A 16,363-nucleotide genomic window follows, 5' to 3' on the forward strand; every position below is an offset into this window, starting at 1 on the left:
GCCCGTGAAAAAGTCTCTTGATCATCTGCCGCTGCCCAAGCAGTCCGAGCTCCGCTACGTCGTCGATGTGATCCGTACTTCGTTCGACGAAGCGATCTCGACGCGTCGCGCCGAGCGGCTGAAGAACGGCAAGATCCTCAAGATCGTCCTTTACGGATCATACGCGCGAGGGGACTGGGTCCACGATCCGGTCGGACGCTACTTTTCGGACTTCGATCTCCTGGTCATCGTCGATCATGAGGATCTGACGGACGGCGAGTTCTGGTTCGACGCCAATAACCGGACCATGCCCGGCGAAGGCGAAATCCGCACGCCCGTCAGCATCATTGTTCACACGCTCGATGACGTGAACGAACAGCTGGATAGAGGCCGCTACTTCTTTGCCGACATCCTGCGCGATGGTGTCGTCCTGTACGACACACCTGGAGCCAAACTGCACAAGCCGGCGACGATCAAAGCCAAGGCTGCGCTGGCCGAAGCTGAGGGCTTCTTCTCGAAGTGGATGCACAGCTCAAAGGAGTTCCAAGCGGGAGCTGTCTTCTACGCGCAGCGCGATAACAACAGCCTAGCGGCATTCAGTCTCCACCAGGCGTCAGAGCATCTCTACCACTGCATCCTGCTCGTGGTGACGCTCTACAGCGGCAAGGCCCACAATCTGGCTTTTCTCCGCAAGAAGGCCGAGGCGATCAACGCCCGGCTCGCGGAGGCTTGGCCGCGCGAGACCAAGTTCGAGCGCCGGTGCTTCGAGCTGTTGCGCGAGGCCTACGTGAAGGCGCGCTACTCCGAGCACTATCGGATCACCGACGAGGAGCTCGTGTGGCTGACAGAACGGGTCGAAGTGCTGCGCAGCCTCGCGATCACGGTGTGCGAAGAGCGGCTCCGCGATCTTCGCGAAGAGGCGGGACGTGACTCCGACTGACACCCTCGGACCTGATGCGCTTCGGCTTCTCGTCGACGATCCGAACGAGACGCTCAGTGCCGAGTACAAGGCACAGGTCGATCTCGAGACGCCCTTGGGCCGCGCGAAACTCGCCAGGCATATCGCCGCTCTCGCTAACCACGGCGGCGGGCACATCGTCATCGGCTTTGACGACAATCTGGAGCCTGCATCTCCACGGCCACAACTGCCGAGCCGAGACACGATCGCACGCGTCGTCAAAGACTATCTCATCCCGGTCTTCCAGTGCGACGTGCGGCTGCTGGATGACCCGCAAGGCCGAACCTACGCCGTAGTCATTGTGCCAACCCACGGGCCGACCCCGGTCTGCTGTCGCGCGGATGGCCCTCAGAATCCAAGCGGCAAGGTCCAAGGCATCAACCGCGGCGCCTACTACATTCGAAAGGTCGGGCCCGAGAGCGCTCCGATCCTGACCCCGGAAGAATGGACACCGCTCATCCGAAGGTGCGCCATGGCGGAGCGGTCGAGCATCCTCGGCGCCATCGAGCTTGCCCTACGCGGCGGCGCCACAGGGCCTGATGCCGTATCGGCGATGGAGCGCCTGGAAAACTGGGATGCTGCGATGGCCGCCGCCTTTCTCAAGGGCGTCGCCGAGAACGGCCGGCCTGAGATCATCGCGAAGTCAAACTACCGGTTCTCCTATCTGATCGAGACCTCCGGCGAACTTCCGAGCCCGAACGAGCTGTCGGACATGCTTCGCCGTGTCGCCAATGAGCTCGATCCTGAGATCCACACGGGCTGGGGCGCCTTCCATGTCTTTGATGGGCCATTGACCCCTCGCTCGAAAACAGATCAGCAGCTTGATGGCGGGGAGCTGGAGTTCCTCGAGATGAACCTGCTCGAGGCCGATAGCGGCGTCGGTTTAATGGATGTGTGGCGTGTGTCAGCGACCGGCCTCGCCAGCATCGAGCGCGGCTATATCGAAGATACCAGCTGGTGGAAGGGCACCTCGCCGGGCGCTGCCTTTAGTCCCAACCAGATGGCGATGGGGATCGCCGAGGTCGTTCGCCACGCGACGCTGATGGCGCGTGAGTTTGGTTTCGCCACCCAAGTCCACTTCCGTTGCGAGTGGCGCGGGCTGAAGGGCCGTACCCTTCATGACTTTCACCACCGATGGATGTTCCAAGGGCATGAGGCGACGGACGATGTCCGAAAGTCCCGGGCGACCGCGACCATCGGAGCCTTGGAGGCGAACTGGACAGAGGTAGCGGCTCTGCTGGCGGGGCCAGTCATGCGGGCATTCGGAGTCGGCCATGTCGTCACGCCAGCTTGGTTTTCCACCCAGAGCACGGAATGGAGACGTAACCGCTAGCCCGAGATGACTAGGAAGCCCCTGTTCTGGTCGCTTTGAACCGCTCCGGGTTTCCCGGAGGCTATTTGGTTTAAGTTATGCGGCGATGGGGACGTGGTCCATCGCCGCGTAGTAACGCTGCTCTGCCTCGGCGGGCGGGATGTTGCCGATGGGTTCGAGCAGGCGTCGGTTGTTGAACCAGTCGACCCATTCGAGCGTGGCGTACTCGACGGCTTCGAAGGTGCGCCACGGCCCGCGTCGATGGATGACCTCGGCTTTGTAGAGACCGTTGATGGTCTCGGCGAGGGCGTTGTCATAGCTGTCGCCTACGCTGCCCACCGAAGGCTCGATGCCGGCCTCCGCCAGGCGCTCGGTGTACTTGATCGAAAGATACTGACTGCCGCGATCGCTGTGATGGATCAGGCCGCCGCCGTGGACGGGGCGACGGTCATGGATCGCCTGCTCCAGGGCGTCGAGGACGAAGGCGGCATGGGCCGTCCGGCTGACGCGCCAGCCCACGATGTAGCGGGCGTAGACGTCGATTACGAAGGCCACATAGACGAAGCCCGCCCAGGTCGCGACGTAGGTGAAGTCGGAGACCCAGAGCCGGTTGGGCGCGGGCGCTTGGAACTGTCGGTTCACCTGATCCAGCGGACACGGCGTCGCCTTGTCGCTGAACGTCGTGCGCACAGGCTTGCCGCGGATCACGCCCTGAAGGCCCAGGTCCCGCATCAGCCGCTGGACCGTGCAACGGGCGACGGGGAGCCTCTCACGCCGCATCTGCCGCCAGACCTTGCGCACGCCGTAAACACCGAAGTTCTCGGTGAAGACGCGCAGCACCTCGGGCCGGAGCGCTTCGTCACGCTGGAGCCGGGCCGGACGCCGGGCCGGATCGCGGCGCCGGGCGAGATGCTCATGGTAGGTCGACGGGGCGATCGGCAGGACCCTGCAGATCGGCTCGACCCCGTGGGCCTGTCGGTGATCGTCGATGAAGGCGATCATCGCTTGAACGGGCGGTCGAGCTCCGCCTGCGCAAAATAGGCCGACGCCTTGCGGAGAATCTCGTTGGCCTGACGGAGTTCGCGGTTCTCCCGCTCCAGCGCCTTGAGCTTCTCGGCCAGGTCGGTCGGGACGCCGGCGCGCCGGCCTGCGTCCACCTCCGCCTTCTTGACCCACTCGTTCAGCGTATGCGCCGAGCAGCCGATCTTGCTCGCCACCGAAACTATCGCCGCCCAGCGCGACGGATGCTCCACGCCATGATCCAGCACCATCCGAACCGCTCGATCGCGGACCTCCGGCGCAAATTTGTTCGTCGTCTTGCTCATCGGGCTCCATCCTACTCAGGAGTTGGAGCCTCCGGGAAACCCGGGGCGGTTCACAATCGCTCATGTCATCTGAGAGCAGCAGGCTCTCAACATCCTCTTCAAAGCCGAGCGCTGCCTGTAGCCGTGCGTAAAGCGCCTGTTGCGCATGGAAGTAGTCGCCCTTTGACAGTGGAGACATAACATCCGCCGCACCCCGAAACTCCCACGCCTGGGCGACTGGAGTGATGCGACCAGCCGGAGACCGAACAGCCAGCTCCGCCCATCTATTTTCTTGGTGATGAGGATGATCGAGTTTGCCTCGCCCGGCGCGAACGGCGAGAACCTTCATACCGGTGATTATAAGTGTGTCACCCTTCTTGACCTCGATGGCGGATCCACGAGCATTCTGAATCACGCGATCGTCTTCGGTGCTCCAAGGAAAAAGCACCCGAGGCGCGTTGCGATCAAATCGCGGCGAGCCAAGCACTGAACTCGGCGACCATTGCGATCGATCTAGGTCCGGATGCGCGAGCTCGAAGTTCACTCCCTCGATCTCGGTAGGCTCGCCTGCTCGGCAGGCGCTTCCCAGGTACCACAACCGGAGGAACATCTTGGCCTCGGCCGGGTCCATCTCGGGAACTTCTTCGTCACTCATGCCGGCTCCTGCGGTTCTGGAGATACCCGAAATTCGATCGGGCTATCTGAAGTCCCGCGTACGAACTTTGATAGCCTCCAGCGACAGATCAGGAATGTAAATGTCGCGTACCTTGGGCGAGCGGGCATCGGGGGCGCTGCGGTGATAGACTTCGTCGCCCCGACCATGCGGAATCGGGAAGGTGTCGCCGCGATCGCCGACTGAGGCGAGCAGGTCCGATCCATCGTGTAGCCGCGTGGCGACGATGTGGACCACATCGCCCTCGCGCTGGACCTTGCCGTCCACGACAAGAAAGCTGGCGGACAACACGACCCGGCGCTGCTGCTCGTAGAGGCTGGGCCAGATCACGAGGTTCGCGACGCCCGTCTCGTCCTCGATGGTGATGAACATCACGCCCTTCGCCGATCCCGGCTTCTGACGCACCAGCACGAGGCCGGCGACCCGGGTGAGCCGCCGATCCCGCATCGCCGTGCCGTCGGCACAGGTCATGACGTGGCGGCTGGATAGTTCGTCGCGGAGGAAGGTGAGGGGATGGTCCCGCAAGGTTAAACCGAGGTGGCTGTAATCCTCCACCACCTCTCGTCCCGGCGTCATGGATTTCAGGGTCGGGACGGGCTCGGAGATTTCGGGGGGCGACGCCTGGCCGTCGGTCGGGGCGGCCGCGAACAGCGGCAACGGATCATCCCGGAGCGCCTTGATCGCCCAGAGCGCTTCGCGCCGCTCCAGCTTGAGGTCCGGTTGAAATGCGTCCGCCTCAGCAAGACGCACGAGACTGGAAACAGGTGCGCCCGCGCGGCGCCACAGATCATCGACCGATCCGAATGACCGATCCGACCGGTTCGCCACGATGCGGGCCGCATCCGCGTTGGCGAGACCGCGGACCATGCGCATGCCCAGACGCACGGCGAAGCGACCGTCTTCGCCGGTGGGCTCAAGCGTGCAGTCCCAACGGCTGGCGTTGACGCACACCGGCCGGACCTCGACGCCATGCTCGCGGGCGTCCCGGACAATCTGGGCCGGAGCGTAGAAGCCCATCGGTTGGGCGTTGAGCAGGGCCGCGCAAAAGACGTCGGGGTGATGGCATTTCAGCCATGAAGAGGCGTAGGCGATCAGCGCGAAGGAGGCGGCATGGCTCTCGGGGAAGCCATAGGATCCGAAGCCTTCCAACTGACTGAAGGTCTTCTCCGCGAACTCGGCTGTATAGCCTCGCTCGACCATGCCGTTGACCAGCTTGTCCTTGAAGTGGCTGACGCCTCCCGTGAACTTGAAAGTGGCCATGGCCCGGCGCAGCTGATCGGCCTCTGACGCGGTGAAGCCCGCACACTCGATGGCGACCCGCATGGCCTGCTCCTGGAACAGTGGCACGCCCAGCGTCTTTCCGAGCACCTTCTCCAGTTCAGGCTTGGGATAATCGACGGGCTCGCGGCCCTCACGACGGCGCAGATAGGGATGCACCATGTCGCCCTGGATAGGTCCGGGGCGAACGATCGCCACCTCGATGACCAGGTCATAGAAGGTGCGCGGCTTGATCCGTGGCAGCATGGCCATTTGCGCACGGCTCTCGATCTGGAAGACCCCGAGCGTGTCGGCCTTACGTATCATTGCGTAGGTCTTGGGGTCTTCGGCCGGAATGGTGGCGAGGTCGAGCTGGACGTCCTTGTGTTCGGCCAGGAGGTCGAACCCGCGTTTCATGCAGCTCAGCATGCCCAGCGCCAGCACATCCACCTTCATGAACTTCAGGGCGTCGATGTCATCCTTGTCCCATTCGATCACCTGACGGTCCTTCATCGCCGCCGGTTCGATCGGCACGAGATCGTCGAGCCGGTCATGGGTGAGAACGAACCCGCCCGGATGCTGGCTCAGATGCCGGGGGAATCCGATCAACTGACGCGACAGATCGAGCGCCAGTCTCAGGCGGCGATCTTCGAGGTTGAGGTTCAGCTCCTCGACATGCTTGTCCTCGACGCCTTCGCTTGAGTAGCTCCACACCTGAGAGGACAGGGTCTTGATCAGATCCTCGGTGAGACCCAGGGCCTTACCGACGTCGCGAAGGGCGCCGCGAGAGCGATAGCGGATCACCGTCGAGCATAGAGCGGAGTGATTGCGGCCGTAGGTGTCGAAGATCCACTGCATGACGATCTCGCGCCGCTCATGCTCGAAGTCGACGTCGATGTCCGGGGGCTCCTTGCGCTCCTGGCTGACGAAGCGTTCGAACAGCAGGTCGTTCCGGTCAGGATCGATGGAGGTGATGCCGAGGACGTAACACACCGCCGAGTTGGCGGCAGACCCTCGGCCCTGGCACAGGATGTCCCGGCTTCTGGCGAAGCGGACGATAGAGTTCACCGTCAGAAAATACGGGGCGTAGCCAAGTTCGCCGATCAACCTCAGTTCGTGATCGAGGCTCTTGCGGACCTTGTCCGGCAAGCCCTCAGGATAGCGCTCGCGCGCGCCCTCCCACGTCAGATGGGCGAGCGCCTCTTGGGGCGTCATTCCCGGAATGCTCGCTTCTTCTGGGTACTGGTAAGAGAGTTCGTCCAGGGAGAAGCGGCACCGATCGGCGATGGCGAGGGTCTGGGCCAGAGCGCTGGGGTAGGCCTTGAACAGTCGGTGCATCTCCTTCGCCCGCTTCAGGTGGCGGTCGGCCGACCGCTCGCGACGGAAGCCGACGGCATCGATCGTGCATCCCTCGCGAATGCAGGTCACCACATCCTGAAGGATGCGACGGTCCGGATGGTGGTGGAGGACGTCGTTGGTGACCACCGCCGATGCGCCCAGCTCGACCGCGAGCGCCGCGAGCGCATGCAACCTCATCTGATCGCGGGGGCGCCGGCGCAGGGTCAGTGCGACATGGGCGTCGATGCCGAAAATCGACACCAACCGGGCAAGACCGATGCGCGTCCGTTCACCGGCGTCATCCGGCGAAAGTACAGCGACAAGCCCTTCGGCATGGTCAGCGAGATCGTCCCAATCCAACAGGCAGCGAGCTTTGCCGCCGCGTCGCTTGCCCATGGAGAGAAGGCGGCAGAGGCGCGAATAGGCCGGTCGATCCGTCGGATAGACCAGCACCTCCGAGCCGTCCGTCAGGACCAGTCGACAACCCACGATCAGGCGAACCCCCGTGACCTTGGCGGCGACGTGGGCGCGGACGATGCCGGCCAGGCTGTTTCGGTCCGTGATCGCCAGAGCGTCCAGACCGCAGACGGCTGCTTGGCTGAAAAGCTCCTCGCAGGAGCTCGCTCCGCGAAGGAATGAGAAATGGGAGGCGCACTGAAGTTCGGCGTAGTTCATCCGAACTTCCCGTGAATGAACCAGGCCTGTGAGCCTGTCCGCGCGTCCTCCCCGTCACCGGCGCGAAACAGCCAGAACCTCTCGCCCGCGTCGTCCTCGACCTGGAAATAATCACGAACGGCCCAAAGCTCAGCATCTCGACGCGCCCATTCGCCGTAGATCCGTTCAGGGCCGTCGGCCCTTCGGATGCGTCGGCGGACCCCGCGCCAGGTGAAGTGCGTCGGCGGGTTGTCGGGGAGAAGCGCCATGGTCTCGACAGGTTCGGGGGGCTGGAAAAGCCGGACGGGCCGGGGCCAGTCCTGCGTCCAGCCTGTCGCGGCGACTGTCTCGAGCGGAGCCGCCCTGCGGACGGCACGCTCGGGGACATCGCTCTCCACCGCCGTCAAACGGTAGAGGCGTCCTGGGCCGATGCGGTTCGACAGCACATCGACGAGGTTGGAGATATCGGGGACATCCGCTTCTCCAAACCGCGTGTCGGCTGGCCGCCAATCCAGGGGCTGAACGATCGATGCGACCAGCGTCATGCGCTCGATGCCGAAACCGGGGGCGATGGCTTCGATCCGATCGTGAAGCAGTCGCGTTATCCGTTTGCGATCCCGGATCGCCCGCGCCGTGGCCACCCGGACGGCCTCGATACGGTTGTCGACCCGGTGACAGAGGAGATCGAGGCGGCGAGCGCCGAGGCCGTCGCGCTCGAGTGTCGCCGTGAGCACCTCGACCAACTGGTCGATGTAGCGCGCGATGGTCTCGGGCGCCCCGATCGGTTCGGCGAAGACCCGCTCCGCTCGGGGTTGAGTCTCGTCCACAACGGGAACGATCGGTTCTGATGTTCGGCCGAAGGTTTGATCAAGGCGTCTCCCGAGCTCCGGGCCGAAACGCAGCGTCAGCGGAGCCCGGGGTTGGCGCTCCACATCCAGAATGGTCTCGAACCCCAAGCGGCCGAGGCTGTCTCGCAGGTCTTCGGAAAGCCGGAGCGCGGCCAAAGGGAGCGCGCCCAGACGACGGCCTATCTCGCCTTCGGCGACGATGGCCGGCCCGCGGGTGAATCGGGCAACCGCATGCGCCGCGCCATAGGTCGGCGCGATGGCTGCTCGAGCGTGAACACCGGCGCTCGTGAGCCGGTTTTCCAGGTCAGCCAGAAATGCCGCCTCGCCGCCCCGGAGGTGCGTCGCGCCCGTCGCGTCAATGGCGACGCCGTCCGACGGATCGGCGGCGCAGACCGGCGCATAGCGTTGATGCGCCCATAGGGCGAGCCGCTCGAGACCAACGGCGTCGCCTTCGGGATCGGCGTCGAATGGAAGGAGGCCCGGCGCGAGCGCGTGGGCTTGGGCGGCGGCGAGACCGGGGCGAAGACCCAGAAGTCGAGCGGAAGGATTGCAGGCGGTGATGATGCGGCGACGGCGGTCCCGGCCGACAAGGACTGTCGGGGCGTCAGGCGGCGGCGCGGCGGCGCCCAGTCGCCGGCGCAGCCGATCGATGGGCCAGTTCGGCAGGTACAGCGAGACGACCCTTCTCATCACAGGCTTCCAGAGTGAATTCGGCGCATCCGCCAGCGCGGCAGCGCAAGAGTTCGATGAACCAGCGTGGACGTCCCACACCTGGCGCGGGCAGCGGGGATGAGGGCTGGGGCGTGACCCGCCATCGGGTCGCGGCCGCCGTTGGCTGGCCGAAATCGGCAGCCTCGGTGGCGCGTCGCCATCGCCTGACGGCCAGGGCGGTCACTCCCGAGCTTTCGGCCGCCAACTGCAGACGGCGCGAGGCCGTCATCGAGAGGCGGGAGATCTCGGCCACGACCGCGCCGAGGGCGCGGTGACGTAGCCCTTCTTCGAAGCACGCCAACAGGGTCGTCTCGTCGCCAGCCTCGACGTAGAGGACCCGATCGGGATCGAGACCTGACTGCCGCAACGCGGGTGCAAACAGGTCCGGACGTGTCACGCACCACAACACCTGCCCCGGCAGACGGGCGGCAATTCCTGCTGCGAACAGGGCGGCGACGGCGCCATCTACGGCGCCGTCGCCGCCGCCTGCGACTTCGTGCAGCGCGCCCGTCGCAAGCCCTCCCTGCGGAAGCGCGGCGTCCAGACCGGGCACGCCGAACGGAAGCATCCCCGCGCGGGTGCGACCCGGATTCTCCAAACGCTGAATCTGTTCGCGTAGCGCCGACAGCTCGGCGGCAGGCCGAAACGCCATAGCGGCCTCCTTTCCAAGGTCATAAATGTTCCTGAAATGTTCTGGTTCTCATTTTGGTCTGGAGTCAACCAGGATGGTCCGCCTGCGTTGGGGACAGGTTGGACGCCGGAGGACCGAAACTTGTGCAATGAGTACCAACTGATCCTGCCCTTCGATGACGTGATCGAGGCCTTCAACCGCACCGGCAGCCGGGTGGTTTTCCCCGGCGGCATGCCGAATTTCGGGCCGATGTCGTCCATCCGGATCGGCGATCGCGCACCCATCATCGTTCAGGGAGCCGCCGGGCCGGAGATGGTCACCCTGCCGTGGGCGTGGAAGGGGCCGACCGGCGCTCCGGTCTTCAACTTCCGTTCCGACGGCCGGACATTTGGCGGAAGCACCCGATGTCTGGCGCCGGCGGACGGGTTCTTCGAGTTTACGCCGTCCGAGGCGGGCCAGAAGCGAAAGACCAAATGGCGCTTCACTCTCGCCGAAGAACCGATCTTCTGGATCGCTGGGATCATAAAGAATGACGCCTTCGCTCTCCTGACGACGGAGCCGGGCCCGGACATCGCTCCCTATCACGACCGACAGATTGTACTGCTGCGTCCCGAGGAGGGCGCGGCCTGGCTGGGGCTGGAGCGGCCGGAGACGGAGTTGTTGCGACCGCTGCCGCCTGGGTCCCTGTCGGTCGAGAAGGTGTTCCCGCTGGCGGCATGAGGTTGAGGGCGGGAGCAGGTCAAGCCTGTAGACGTGGTCGATCTGTTGTGGCGGCGAGTGCGACCGTGATCTCTCCTGAAGGTCGGTCCAGCCGGCGCGGCCTCTCAATGGCCTGATCTGACCGAGGTCCGGTCGGCTTGCGCAACCGCTCGCGCGACTTTCTTCCCCGGCCTGCGGCCTTCCTCGCGAAACAAGAAACTCGCTCTTCCCGGTCCTCCGCTTTGCTGCGGGGGCTCTCTCCGCTCGCCCTGCGCGCCGCCCGGCCCCCGGTCCGTCGATCGCCATCGAGGCCGCGGCAGGCGTGGCCCGAAATCAGCAAGGAGAGACTTCAATGGCCACCATCGGAACCTTCACCCAGCAATCGGACGGCAACTACAGCGGCTCGATCAAGACCCTCAGCCTGAACGTCAAGTCGGCCCAGCTTCGGGCCAACGACAAGACCGATGAGAAGGCGCCGGACTTCCGCATCTTCTCCGGCTCCACCGAGTTCGGCGCCGCCTGGAAGCGCACCTCGCGGGAAGATCGGGAGTACCTTTCGGTCAAGCTCGATGACCCCAGCTTCCCGGCCCCGATCTACGCCTCCCTGGTGGAGATCGACGGCGGTCACAGCCTGATCTGGTCTCGCTGACCCAAGTCGCGGCGGCGCTGGCGAAAGCGCCGCCGCCCCTTCCTTCAAACCCCTTATCGAGGAGGCCGCCATGTCGCGCCCCGCCGATCCCGCTCGCCCCGATCTCTACACTCGCATCACCGACAGCATCATCGCTCAGCTTGAGGTCGGCGTTCGGCCCTGGACACAGCCTTGGGCCTCGCAGACCAATGTGGCCCGGCCGCTGCGCCACAACGGTGAAGCCTACAGCGGCATTAACGTTCTGCTGCTCTGGTCCGAGGCGGCCAGCCGGGGCTTCCAGTCCGACACCTGGATGACCTTCCGTCAGGCGCTCGCCCTCGGCGCCCGCGTCCGCAAGGGCGAGAAGGGCGCAACGGTCGTCTATGCCGGCGCGCTTCAGCGCGACCCGTCTCCCCAAGGCGGAGACGAGGAGCCCTCGCGCGTGCCTTTTCTGAAGGCCTACACCGTCTTCAACGTCGATCAGATCGACGGTCTGGGCGACAGGTACGCGCCGGTCGCGGCGCCCGCGATAAATCCCGGCGAACGGGTCGCCGACGCGGAAGCGTTCTTCGCCGCCGTTGGAGCCGATGTCCGCCATGGGGGCGGGAGCGCCTATTACGTTCTCGAACCCGACTATGTGCAGATGCCGCCGTTCGAGAGCTTCTTGGATCCCCAGGCCTACTACGCCACCTTCGGCCACGAGCTGACGCATTGGACGCGCCACCCCGCTCGGCTCGACCGGGACTTCGGCCGACGTCGCCATGGCGATGAAGGGTATGCGCGCGAAGAGCTGGTGGCCGAACTCGGTGCGGCCTTCCTCTGCGCCGACCTAGGTCTGGCGCTCGAACCCCGCGAGGATCACGCGGCCTACATCGGCTCATGGCTGCAGGTCCTGCGCGGCGACAAGCGGTTCATCATCTCGGCCGCGTCTCACGCTCAGAAGGCCGTCGATCATCTCAGAAGCTACCAGACCTGAGCAGGGCGAATCGGCGCCTGACGGCGCCGATTCGATCACAGGTCCAGGAACCCGGCGATCTTGCGCTGGTCTTCCAGACTCACGACCGCGTTGGTCAGGGCGTCGTTCTCGGCTCGGCTTGCGCGGATCAGGGTGGAGAGGCGCTGGCGGCTTCGCTCCTGGAGTGGGGTGAGCGCCGCGCGTGTCTCCATGACATCCTCATCGTCCACGCCGGCCGCCCAACTGAACAACCGGCCAATCAGGCCCGCCATGATGTCGGATGCCTGAACGCCGGGCTCGTCATGCGACCGCGGCGCGAAGCGATGGTTGCAGAACTGAAACCCGTCGTCTTCAAACTCCATTTTCGCGAGCTCAGCGGCGACCACATCCTCTTGATCGAACACATGGCGGGCATTTTTCAGGAGACAGATGCGCTCGATGAAGAATGTCCTGAACCCGTCGATCAGGACATGAGGTGTTTCGCCCTCGATGAAGGTCAGTGGCTTTCGTCGGCCCATTTGCAGGACGCCGCGAAGCATCTGGTAGTCGAAATGGTCGAAGGCCTCCTCCGCCTCGCTCAGCCAGTCGATGAGGGCCGTCATGAACGGCGCCCGGTTTTGTGGCGCGATGTCCGGGTAGTTGAACCGCACCATGAGGGATGCCGCCCGGTCGCGATCTGACCGGAGAAGCCGGAACAGGTCCGACTTCAACTGCGGGATGGCCATGACGAGCATGCCCGGATCATCGGGCAGAGCGGAATCGATGATGTCCACGATCGCCCAATAAAAGGGATCGAGCGCCAGATAGTGGACGAGAAGATCCTGCTCGATCACCCAGTCGAGAAATGTCTCCATCTTCGGCTTGGCCAGAGCGTCGAGGAGGTCGCCGCCCTTCTGTCCAAACAGGTGGAATTTCAGCTCTTCCGCCGAGGCCTGGATACGCGCGCGCTGGCGCAGGGGCGCGAGGTCGATTGGGGTGTCGTCGGGCCGACCGACGCCGCCGAGCACCCAGCAGTCCGGAGCGGCGATGTTGAGCGTGCCGCGTTCGAGATGGAGTCGGCGGATGTTTTGCGTCTCGTCGTAGTAAAGCCAGTAGGCTCGGTCGGCGCGATCGAGCCCGTGCGCCAGGATTGACGGATCGCGTATCTCGTTCACGTCGATCACCCGTTTCGGCTCGGGGTCATCCTCGGTCATGCCTCGTCCTTTCCGGGACGTGGCAGGGCGAGCCGTTCCGCCGGATGGACCTGCGCAAAGCGATCGACCGTGCCACGCCAATCATCCATCGCCGGCGACAGCCAGCGCGTCATCTCAAGCATGGATTGATGCAGCTTGGGCAGGTTCCAGTAGAGGATGGGTTCATGGTGGGCGATCCGATTACGGAGCAGGCGCACCTGTGTCAGCCGCGCGGTGAAGTCCTTGCGCGACAGGAAGCGGCCGTCGCGGGTCGCGATCTTGTGCAGGGTCCGCTTCCAAAGATCGTCCTGCTCCCGCCCGAACATCGAGGTCCAAAAGCTGAAGGTCAGGGCGGCGACGACGCGCCCGTCCTCGATCGGCTTGCCCGCCTCGGTCAACTCGGCGACCGCCGCACGAACCTGTTCCGCCTGGCGGTCGGTGACATGTCCGGCCTCGGGTTGGAACCAACCCGGGCCGTGAGCCGCCGACATGACCGTGTGTATACGGTTGCGCAGCGCCACTTCCAACGCCTGCAGAGGCACGTAGAGGGCTTCGGACACCTGGGTGTTCAGCGTATAGAGGGAGACGGCGCGCTCGCGATCGCCGTCGGCCCAGGCGACGTACCGGGCGAAGCGTTCCAGAGAGAGCGCCGCCTCCACCGCGTCGGCGTCGGCGGCCGCCCTTGCAACGGGGTGGGTCATGGATTATCTCTACCTTCGTACACCCCGGGATCGCCTCTGCTGCAAAGCATGCCCCCGGGGTAAATCAATTTCAGCCCCGGGTTTCTACGACGTTCGGCGGCCCACGGGGGTCGAGACGCGGAGCCGGACTGCTTCCCGTTCCTTGCGTGCCTGGGTGAACTCCGGCTCCAACTTGCGGACACGGTCGATCAGCCCATCCAGATGATAGACATTTGAGGCCCAGTCGCCGGCTGCGGTCTTACGCATCTCCCGGCGCACAAGACCGGCCTGTTCGAGCTGACGCATGTTCGTCTGGATCGTCTTCGGCTTCACGCCGATCCGACGGCCCAGTTCCGCGCGTGAAGGGAACGGCGCCCGGTTGGGATCGCGATAGTAGTCGAGCAGCTGGACCAGAATGTTGAACTGCATCGCGGTCAGGCCGAGCCGGGACTGCGCTTGAATGAGGATCGACGGTATCCCCGCATAGCCGTTGGCCGTCACCGCCTTGCCCCAGATCCGGTCCTGGGAGGCGACGGTCTTAGCGGGCGCAGACGCCGGAAGCGGAAATGGTAGCACGGTGGTTGTCGTGGGCGTGGTCATAGGAATGCTCCTTCACACCCAACCTATGGTCGCCGTGGCTGGCGAACAAGGTTCTCGCCTGCTCGGGGTAGGGCGCCGCCATGACCCACCTGACTAGGTATGCTTACGATCGTTACGCCAAATGCGATGATTACCGTCGCGATGATTCAGTGGCGGTCTGACGACCCAGGTATGGAATCCTCGAACCAGACCGGTGGGTCATCAAAAATACCTACCTCGTTTCAAACAGACGAAGATCAGCGACTGAACCGCCCAGGCTGGGGTGCCCTTCAGGGCGGCGGGCGAGCGGACGGCTTCGACCGCCGAGGGGAGGGCGGGCAGCCCCGTAGGCCTACGGGGCGAAGGGGGTGACGGTCTAGGGCAGGATAGGCTTTGCGCCGGCAATGTCAGACAGATCACCCCGCTCATGGACCGCCTCACCGTTCGCCTTCCGCCCGATCTGATCCGCCGTTTCGACGCCGCCGCGGCCGCGCGAGGCGGTCGGTCACGCCTCCTGCGCAGCCTCATCGGAGGCGCAGCGCAAGTCGCCCTGCCAGAGCCCGCCGCTCCACTCGTGAGCCCGCGTGACGCCAAACTGTCTCTTCGCCTCTCCGCTGACGACATGGCGCTGCTGGAGGTCGAGGCGGCCCGCACGGGCTTGTCCCGCACTCAGTGGACAGTCGCGTTGATCCGACGACGGCTTCATGAACGGCCTCAGCTCTCGCCGTCCGAGGCCATCGCCTTCGTGGGCATCCAGCGCGAGTTGCGGCGTATCGGCGTCAATGTGAACCAGATCGCCAGGGCTCTGAACACCGCTGTGCTCGAAGGCAAGGTGCTCGATCTGGAGGTCGCCCAGCTTGCCGACTTCGCCACCGAGATCCGCGCCCATCTAGTGGGTGTGCAGGACGCTTTCAGGGGCAACCTCGACTATTGGTCGGACCGCTGATGGCGGACTTCGTTCAGGTCCGCGGGTTCGAGGACGCGGTGCGTCCGCCAATCCGGCAAAGACGCGCACGCCTGACCGATCCGCCGGGGCGGGTTGCACGGTCCCGGCCCGACATGGCCCCTCGCGCCCGGCTCGACCGGATCGCCAGGCGCGTGCCCGAAGTGATGGTCAAGATCACGGGCCGGACTCGCGACGGCGGTCACCTCAAAAACCATCTCGCCTATATCGGCCGGAACGGAAAACTTCCGCTCGAGGGGGCTGACGGCGAGCGAATACAGTCCCGGGGCCAAGTCGCGATGCTCGTCGGGGACTGGATGGCGGAGGTCGAGGCGGATCCGCGCCGTCGCAAGGACAGCGCGGTCAGCTTATCCATCGTGCTCAGCATGCCGCCGGGTACGGATCCATTCCGCATGCACGATGCGTCGCGAGCTTTTGCCGGCCGGACGTTCGGAGCCAGCCACCCTTATGTCTTCGCGTTCCATACCGAGGAGCGGCATCCCCATGTCCATCTGACGGTTCGGACCCTTGGTCATGACGGGCACAAGCTGAACCCGCGCAAGGCGGATCTGGAGCGCTGGCGGCAGACCTTTGCGGCTGCGTTGCGGGATCGCGGGGTGGAGGCTGAGGCGACACCGCGTCGCGCGCGGGGGATCGTCATGAAGGCCGAGACCGCTCCCGTCTATCGTATCCGCTTCCGGTTTTCCCGGCAGGGAGGTCCCCCGCCGAAAGTCGATGTTGCGGCGGTCCGAGATGCGCTCGACCAGGCTCGAGAGACGCCATGGGTCGCGGCCGGCCGCGCGCGTCAAACGTCGATCCGGCGTTACTTCGTGGCTCAGGCGTTGGCCCTGTCACGATCGGACCTTTGCGATGACCGGAAGCTGGCCGAGGATCTTCAGACCTTCGTCAAGACGATGCCGCCTGTCCGGACCCGCGCCGAGGAGATCGTGAGCCGGGTCAGGAAACGACCGACACCAGTGGCTGATCGTGACCGTTCGCCCGATGCGCCCGTTCGTCGGCGCTGACCGTGAACAGGTGCGGA

At 64.8% G+C, this 16,363-nt stretch carries 14 protein-coding genes and 1 other annotated feature; of the genes, 7 read left to right on the plus strand and 7 right to left on the minus strand.

What is annotated here, in order from left to right:
* Positions 1–4: 4 nt before the first annotated feature.
* Together AC3IPP_RS04905 and AC3IPP_RS04910 are read left to right on the plus strand one after the other, a co-directional pair.
* Complete coding sequence (locus AC3IPP_RS04905; protein ID WP_489150562.1) at positions 5–919, plus strand: HEPN domain-containing protein; 915 nt, start codon at positions 5–7, stop codon at positions 917–919.
* Entirely contained in the window at positions 906–2,270 is a 1,365-nt protein-coding gene (locus AC3IPP_RS04910; protein WP_291535387.1) for an AlbA family DNA-binding domain-containing protein, read from the plus strand. Before AC3IPP_RS04905 ends, AC3IPP_RS04910 begins: the two co-directional genes overlap by 14 nt.
* A gap of 75 nt (positions 2,271–2,345) precedes the next feature.
* On the opposite strand, the gene AC3IPP_RS04915 is transcribed toward AC3IPP_RS04910, so the two are convergent.
* The 4 genes from AC3IPP_RS04915 to AC3IPP_RS04930 form a co-directional block, all read right to left on the minus strand.
* Positions 2,346–3,574, minus strand: a protein-coding gene (locus AC3IPP_RS04915) for an IS3 family transposase (RefSeq protein ID WP_128114971.1) whose coding sequence is annotated in 2 segments (ribosomal slippage) — positions 2,346–3,286 and positions 3,286–3,574 — 1,230 coding nt in all. Because the reading frame shifts where the segments join, the coding sequence is not laid out codon by codon here.
* Positions 3,177–3,293, minus strand: a sequence feature (AL1L pseudoknot). It overlaps the preceding gene by 117 nt.
* A 676-nt stretch (positions 3,575–4,250) precedes the next feature.
* The gene (locus tag AC3IPP_RS04920) at positions 4,251–7,496 is read right to left on the minus strand and encodes an error-prone DNA polymerase (protein WP_489150563.1); all 3,246 of its coding nucleotides are present in this window, start codon (positions 7,494–7,496) and stop codon (positions 4,251–4,253) included.
* The gene (locus AC3IPP_RS04925) at positions 7,493–9,013 is read right to left on the minus strand and encodes a Y-family DNA polymerase (RefSeq protein WP_354038982.1); all 1,521 of its coding nucleotides are present in this window, start codon (positions 9,011–9,013) and stop codon (positions 7,493–7,495) included. Before AC3IPP_RS04925 ends, AC3IPP_RS04920 begins: the two co-directional genes overlap by 4 nt.
* Entirely contained in the window at positions 8,928–9,686 is a 759-nt protein-coding gene (locus tag AC3IPP_RS04930) for an ImuA family protein (RefSeq protein ID WP_291535384.1), read from the minus strand. The genes AC3IPP_RS04925 and AC3IPP_RS04930 overlap by 86 nt, the downstream gene beginning before the upstream one ends.
* A 120-nt stretch (positions 9,687–9,806) precedes the next feature.
* On the opposite strand from AC3IPP_RS04930, the gene AC3IPP_RS04935 reads away from it, so the two are divergent.
* The 3 genes from AC3IPP_RS04935 (at position 9,807) to AC3IPP_RS04945 (ending at position 11,968) form a co-directional block, all read left to right on the plus strand.
* Positions 9,807–10,385, plus strand: a complete 579-nt coding sequence (locus AC3IPP_RS04935) for an SOS response-associated peptidase family protein (RefSeq protein WP_291535383.1) — start codon at positions 9,807–9,809, stop codon at positions 10,383–10,385.
* 331 nt (positions 10,386–10,716) lie between these two features.
* Entirely contained in the window at positions 10,717–11,013 is a 297-nt protein-coding gene (locus tag AC3IPP_RS04940) for a DUF736 domain-containing protein (RefSeq protein WP_291535382.1), read from the plus strand.
* A 70-nt stretch (positions 11,014–11,083) separates the two neighbouring features.
* Positions 11,084–11,968 (plus strand): ArdC family protein, encoded by an 885-nt coding sequence (locus tag AC3IPP_RS04945; protein ID WP_291535381.1) that lies wholly within the window; start codon positions 11,084–11,086, stop codon positions 11,966–11,968.
* Positions 11,969–12,003: 35 nt separating this feature from the next.
* Here AC3IPP_RS04945 and AC3IPP_RS04950 read toward each other — a convergent pair whose 3' ends face one another.
* The 3 genes from AC3IPP_RS04950 to AC3IPP_RS04960 all read right to left on the minus strand — a co-directional run bounded on the left by AC3IPP_RS04950 (position 12,004) and on the right by AC3IPP_RS04960 (position 14,399).
* On the minus strand, positions 12,004–13,140 hold the full coding sequence (locus AC3IPP_RS04950) for a DUF3800 domain-containing protein (protein WP_292176451.1): 1,137 nt from the start codon (positions 13,138–13,140) through the stop codon (positions 12,004–12,006).
* Positions 13,137–13,820, minus strand: a complete 684-nt coding sequence (locus AC3IPP_RS04955; RefSeq protein ID WP_354038944.1) for an Abi family protein — start codon at positions 13,818–13,820, stop codon at positions 13,137–13,139. Before AC3IPP_RS04955 ends, AC3IPP_RS04950 begins: the two co-directional genes overlap by 4 nt.
* Positions 13,821–13,904: 84 nt before the next feature.
* Positions 13,905–14,399: a helix-turn-helix domain-containing protein gene (locus tag AC3IPP_RS04960; protein ID WP_291535377.1), complete on the minus strand. Its 495-nt coding sequence runs from the start codon at positions 14,397–14,399 to the stop codon at positions 13,905–13,907.
* Positions 14,400–14,952: 553 nt separating this feature from the next.
* On the opposite strand from AC3IPP_RS04960, the gene mobC reads away from it, so the two are divergent.
* Complete coding sequence (gene mobC / locus AC3IPP_RS04965) at positions 14,953–15,324, plus strand: plasmid mobilization relaxosome protein MobC (protein ID WP_489177443.1); 372 nt, start codon at positions 14,953–14,955, stop codon at positions 15,322–15,324.
* Complete coding sequence (locus tag AC3IPP_RS04970) at positions 15,324–16,346, plus strand: relaxase/mobilization nuclease domain-containing protein (RefSeq protein WP_489150565.1); 1,023 nt, start codon at positions 15,324–15,326, stop codon at positions 16,344–16,346. Before mobC ends, AC3IPP_RS04970 begins: the two co-directional genes overlap by 1 nt.
* Positions 16,347–16,363: the final 17 nt, after the last annotated feature.

It is taken from the genome of Brevundimonas sp. KH_060 (genome assembly GCF_057838275.1).

Coding starts and splice junctions, on each gene's coding strand:
- AC3IPP_RS04940 (WP_291535382.1), top strand. CDS start 10,717: ATGGCCACCATCGGAACCTTCACCCAGCAATCGGACGGCAACTACAGC.
- AC3IPP_RS04970 (WP_489150565.1), top strand. CDS start 15,324: ATGGCGGACTTCGTTCAGGTCCGCGGGTTCGAGGACGCGGTGCGTCCG.
- AC3IPP_RS04950 (WP_292176451.1), bottom strand. CDS start 13,140: ATGACCGAGGATGACCCCGAGCCGAAACGGGTGATCGACGTGAACGAG.
- AC3IPP_RS04955 (WP_354038944.1), bottom strand. CDS start 13,820: ATGACCCACCCCGTTGCAAGGGCGGCCGCCGACGCCGACGCGGTGGAG.
- AC3IPP_RS04925 (WP_354038982.1), bottom strand. CDS start 9,013: ATGAGAAGGGTCGTCTCGCTGTACCTGCCGAACTGGCCCATCGATCGG.
- AC3IPP_RS04930 (WP_291535384.1), bottom strand. CDS start 9,686: ATGGCGTTTCGGCCTGCCGCCGAGCTGTCGGCGCTACGCGAACAGATT.
- AC3IPP_RS04960 (WP_291535377.1), bottom strand. CDS start 14,399: ATGACCACGCCCACGACAACCACCGTGCTACCATTTCCGCTTCCGGCG.
- AC3IPP_RS04920 (WP_489150563.1), bottom strand. CDS start 7,496: ATGAACTACGCCGAACTTCAGTGCGCCTCCCATTTCTCATTCCTTCGC.
- AC3IPP_RS04945 (WP_291535381.1), top strand. CDS start 11,084: ATGTCGCGCCCCGCCGATCCCGCTCGCCCCGATCTCTACACTCGCATC.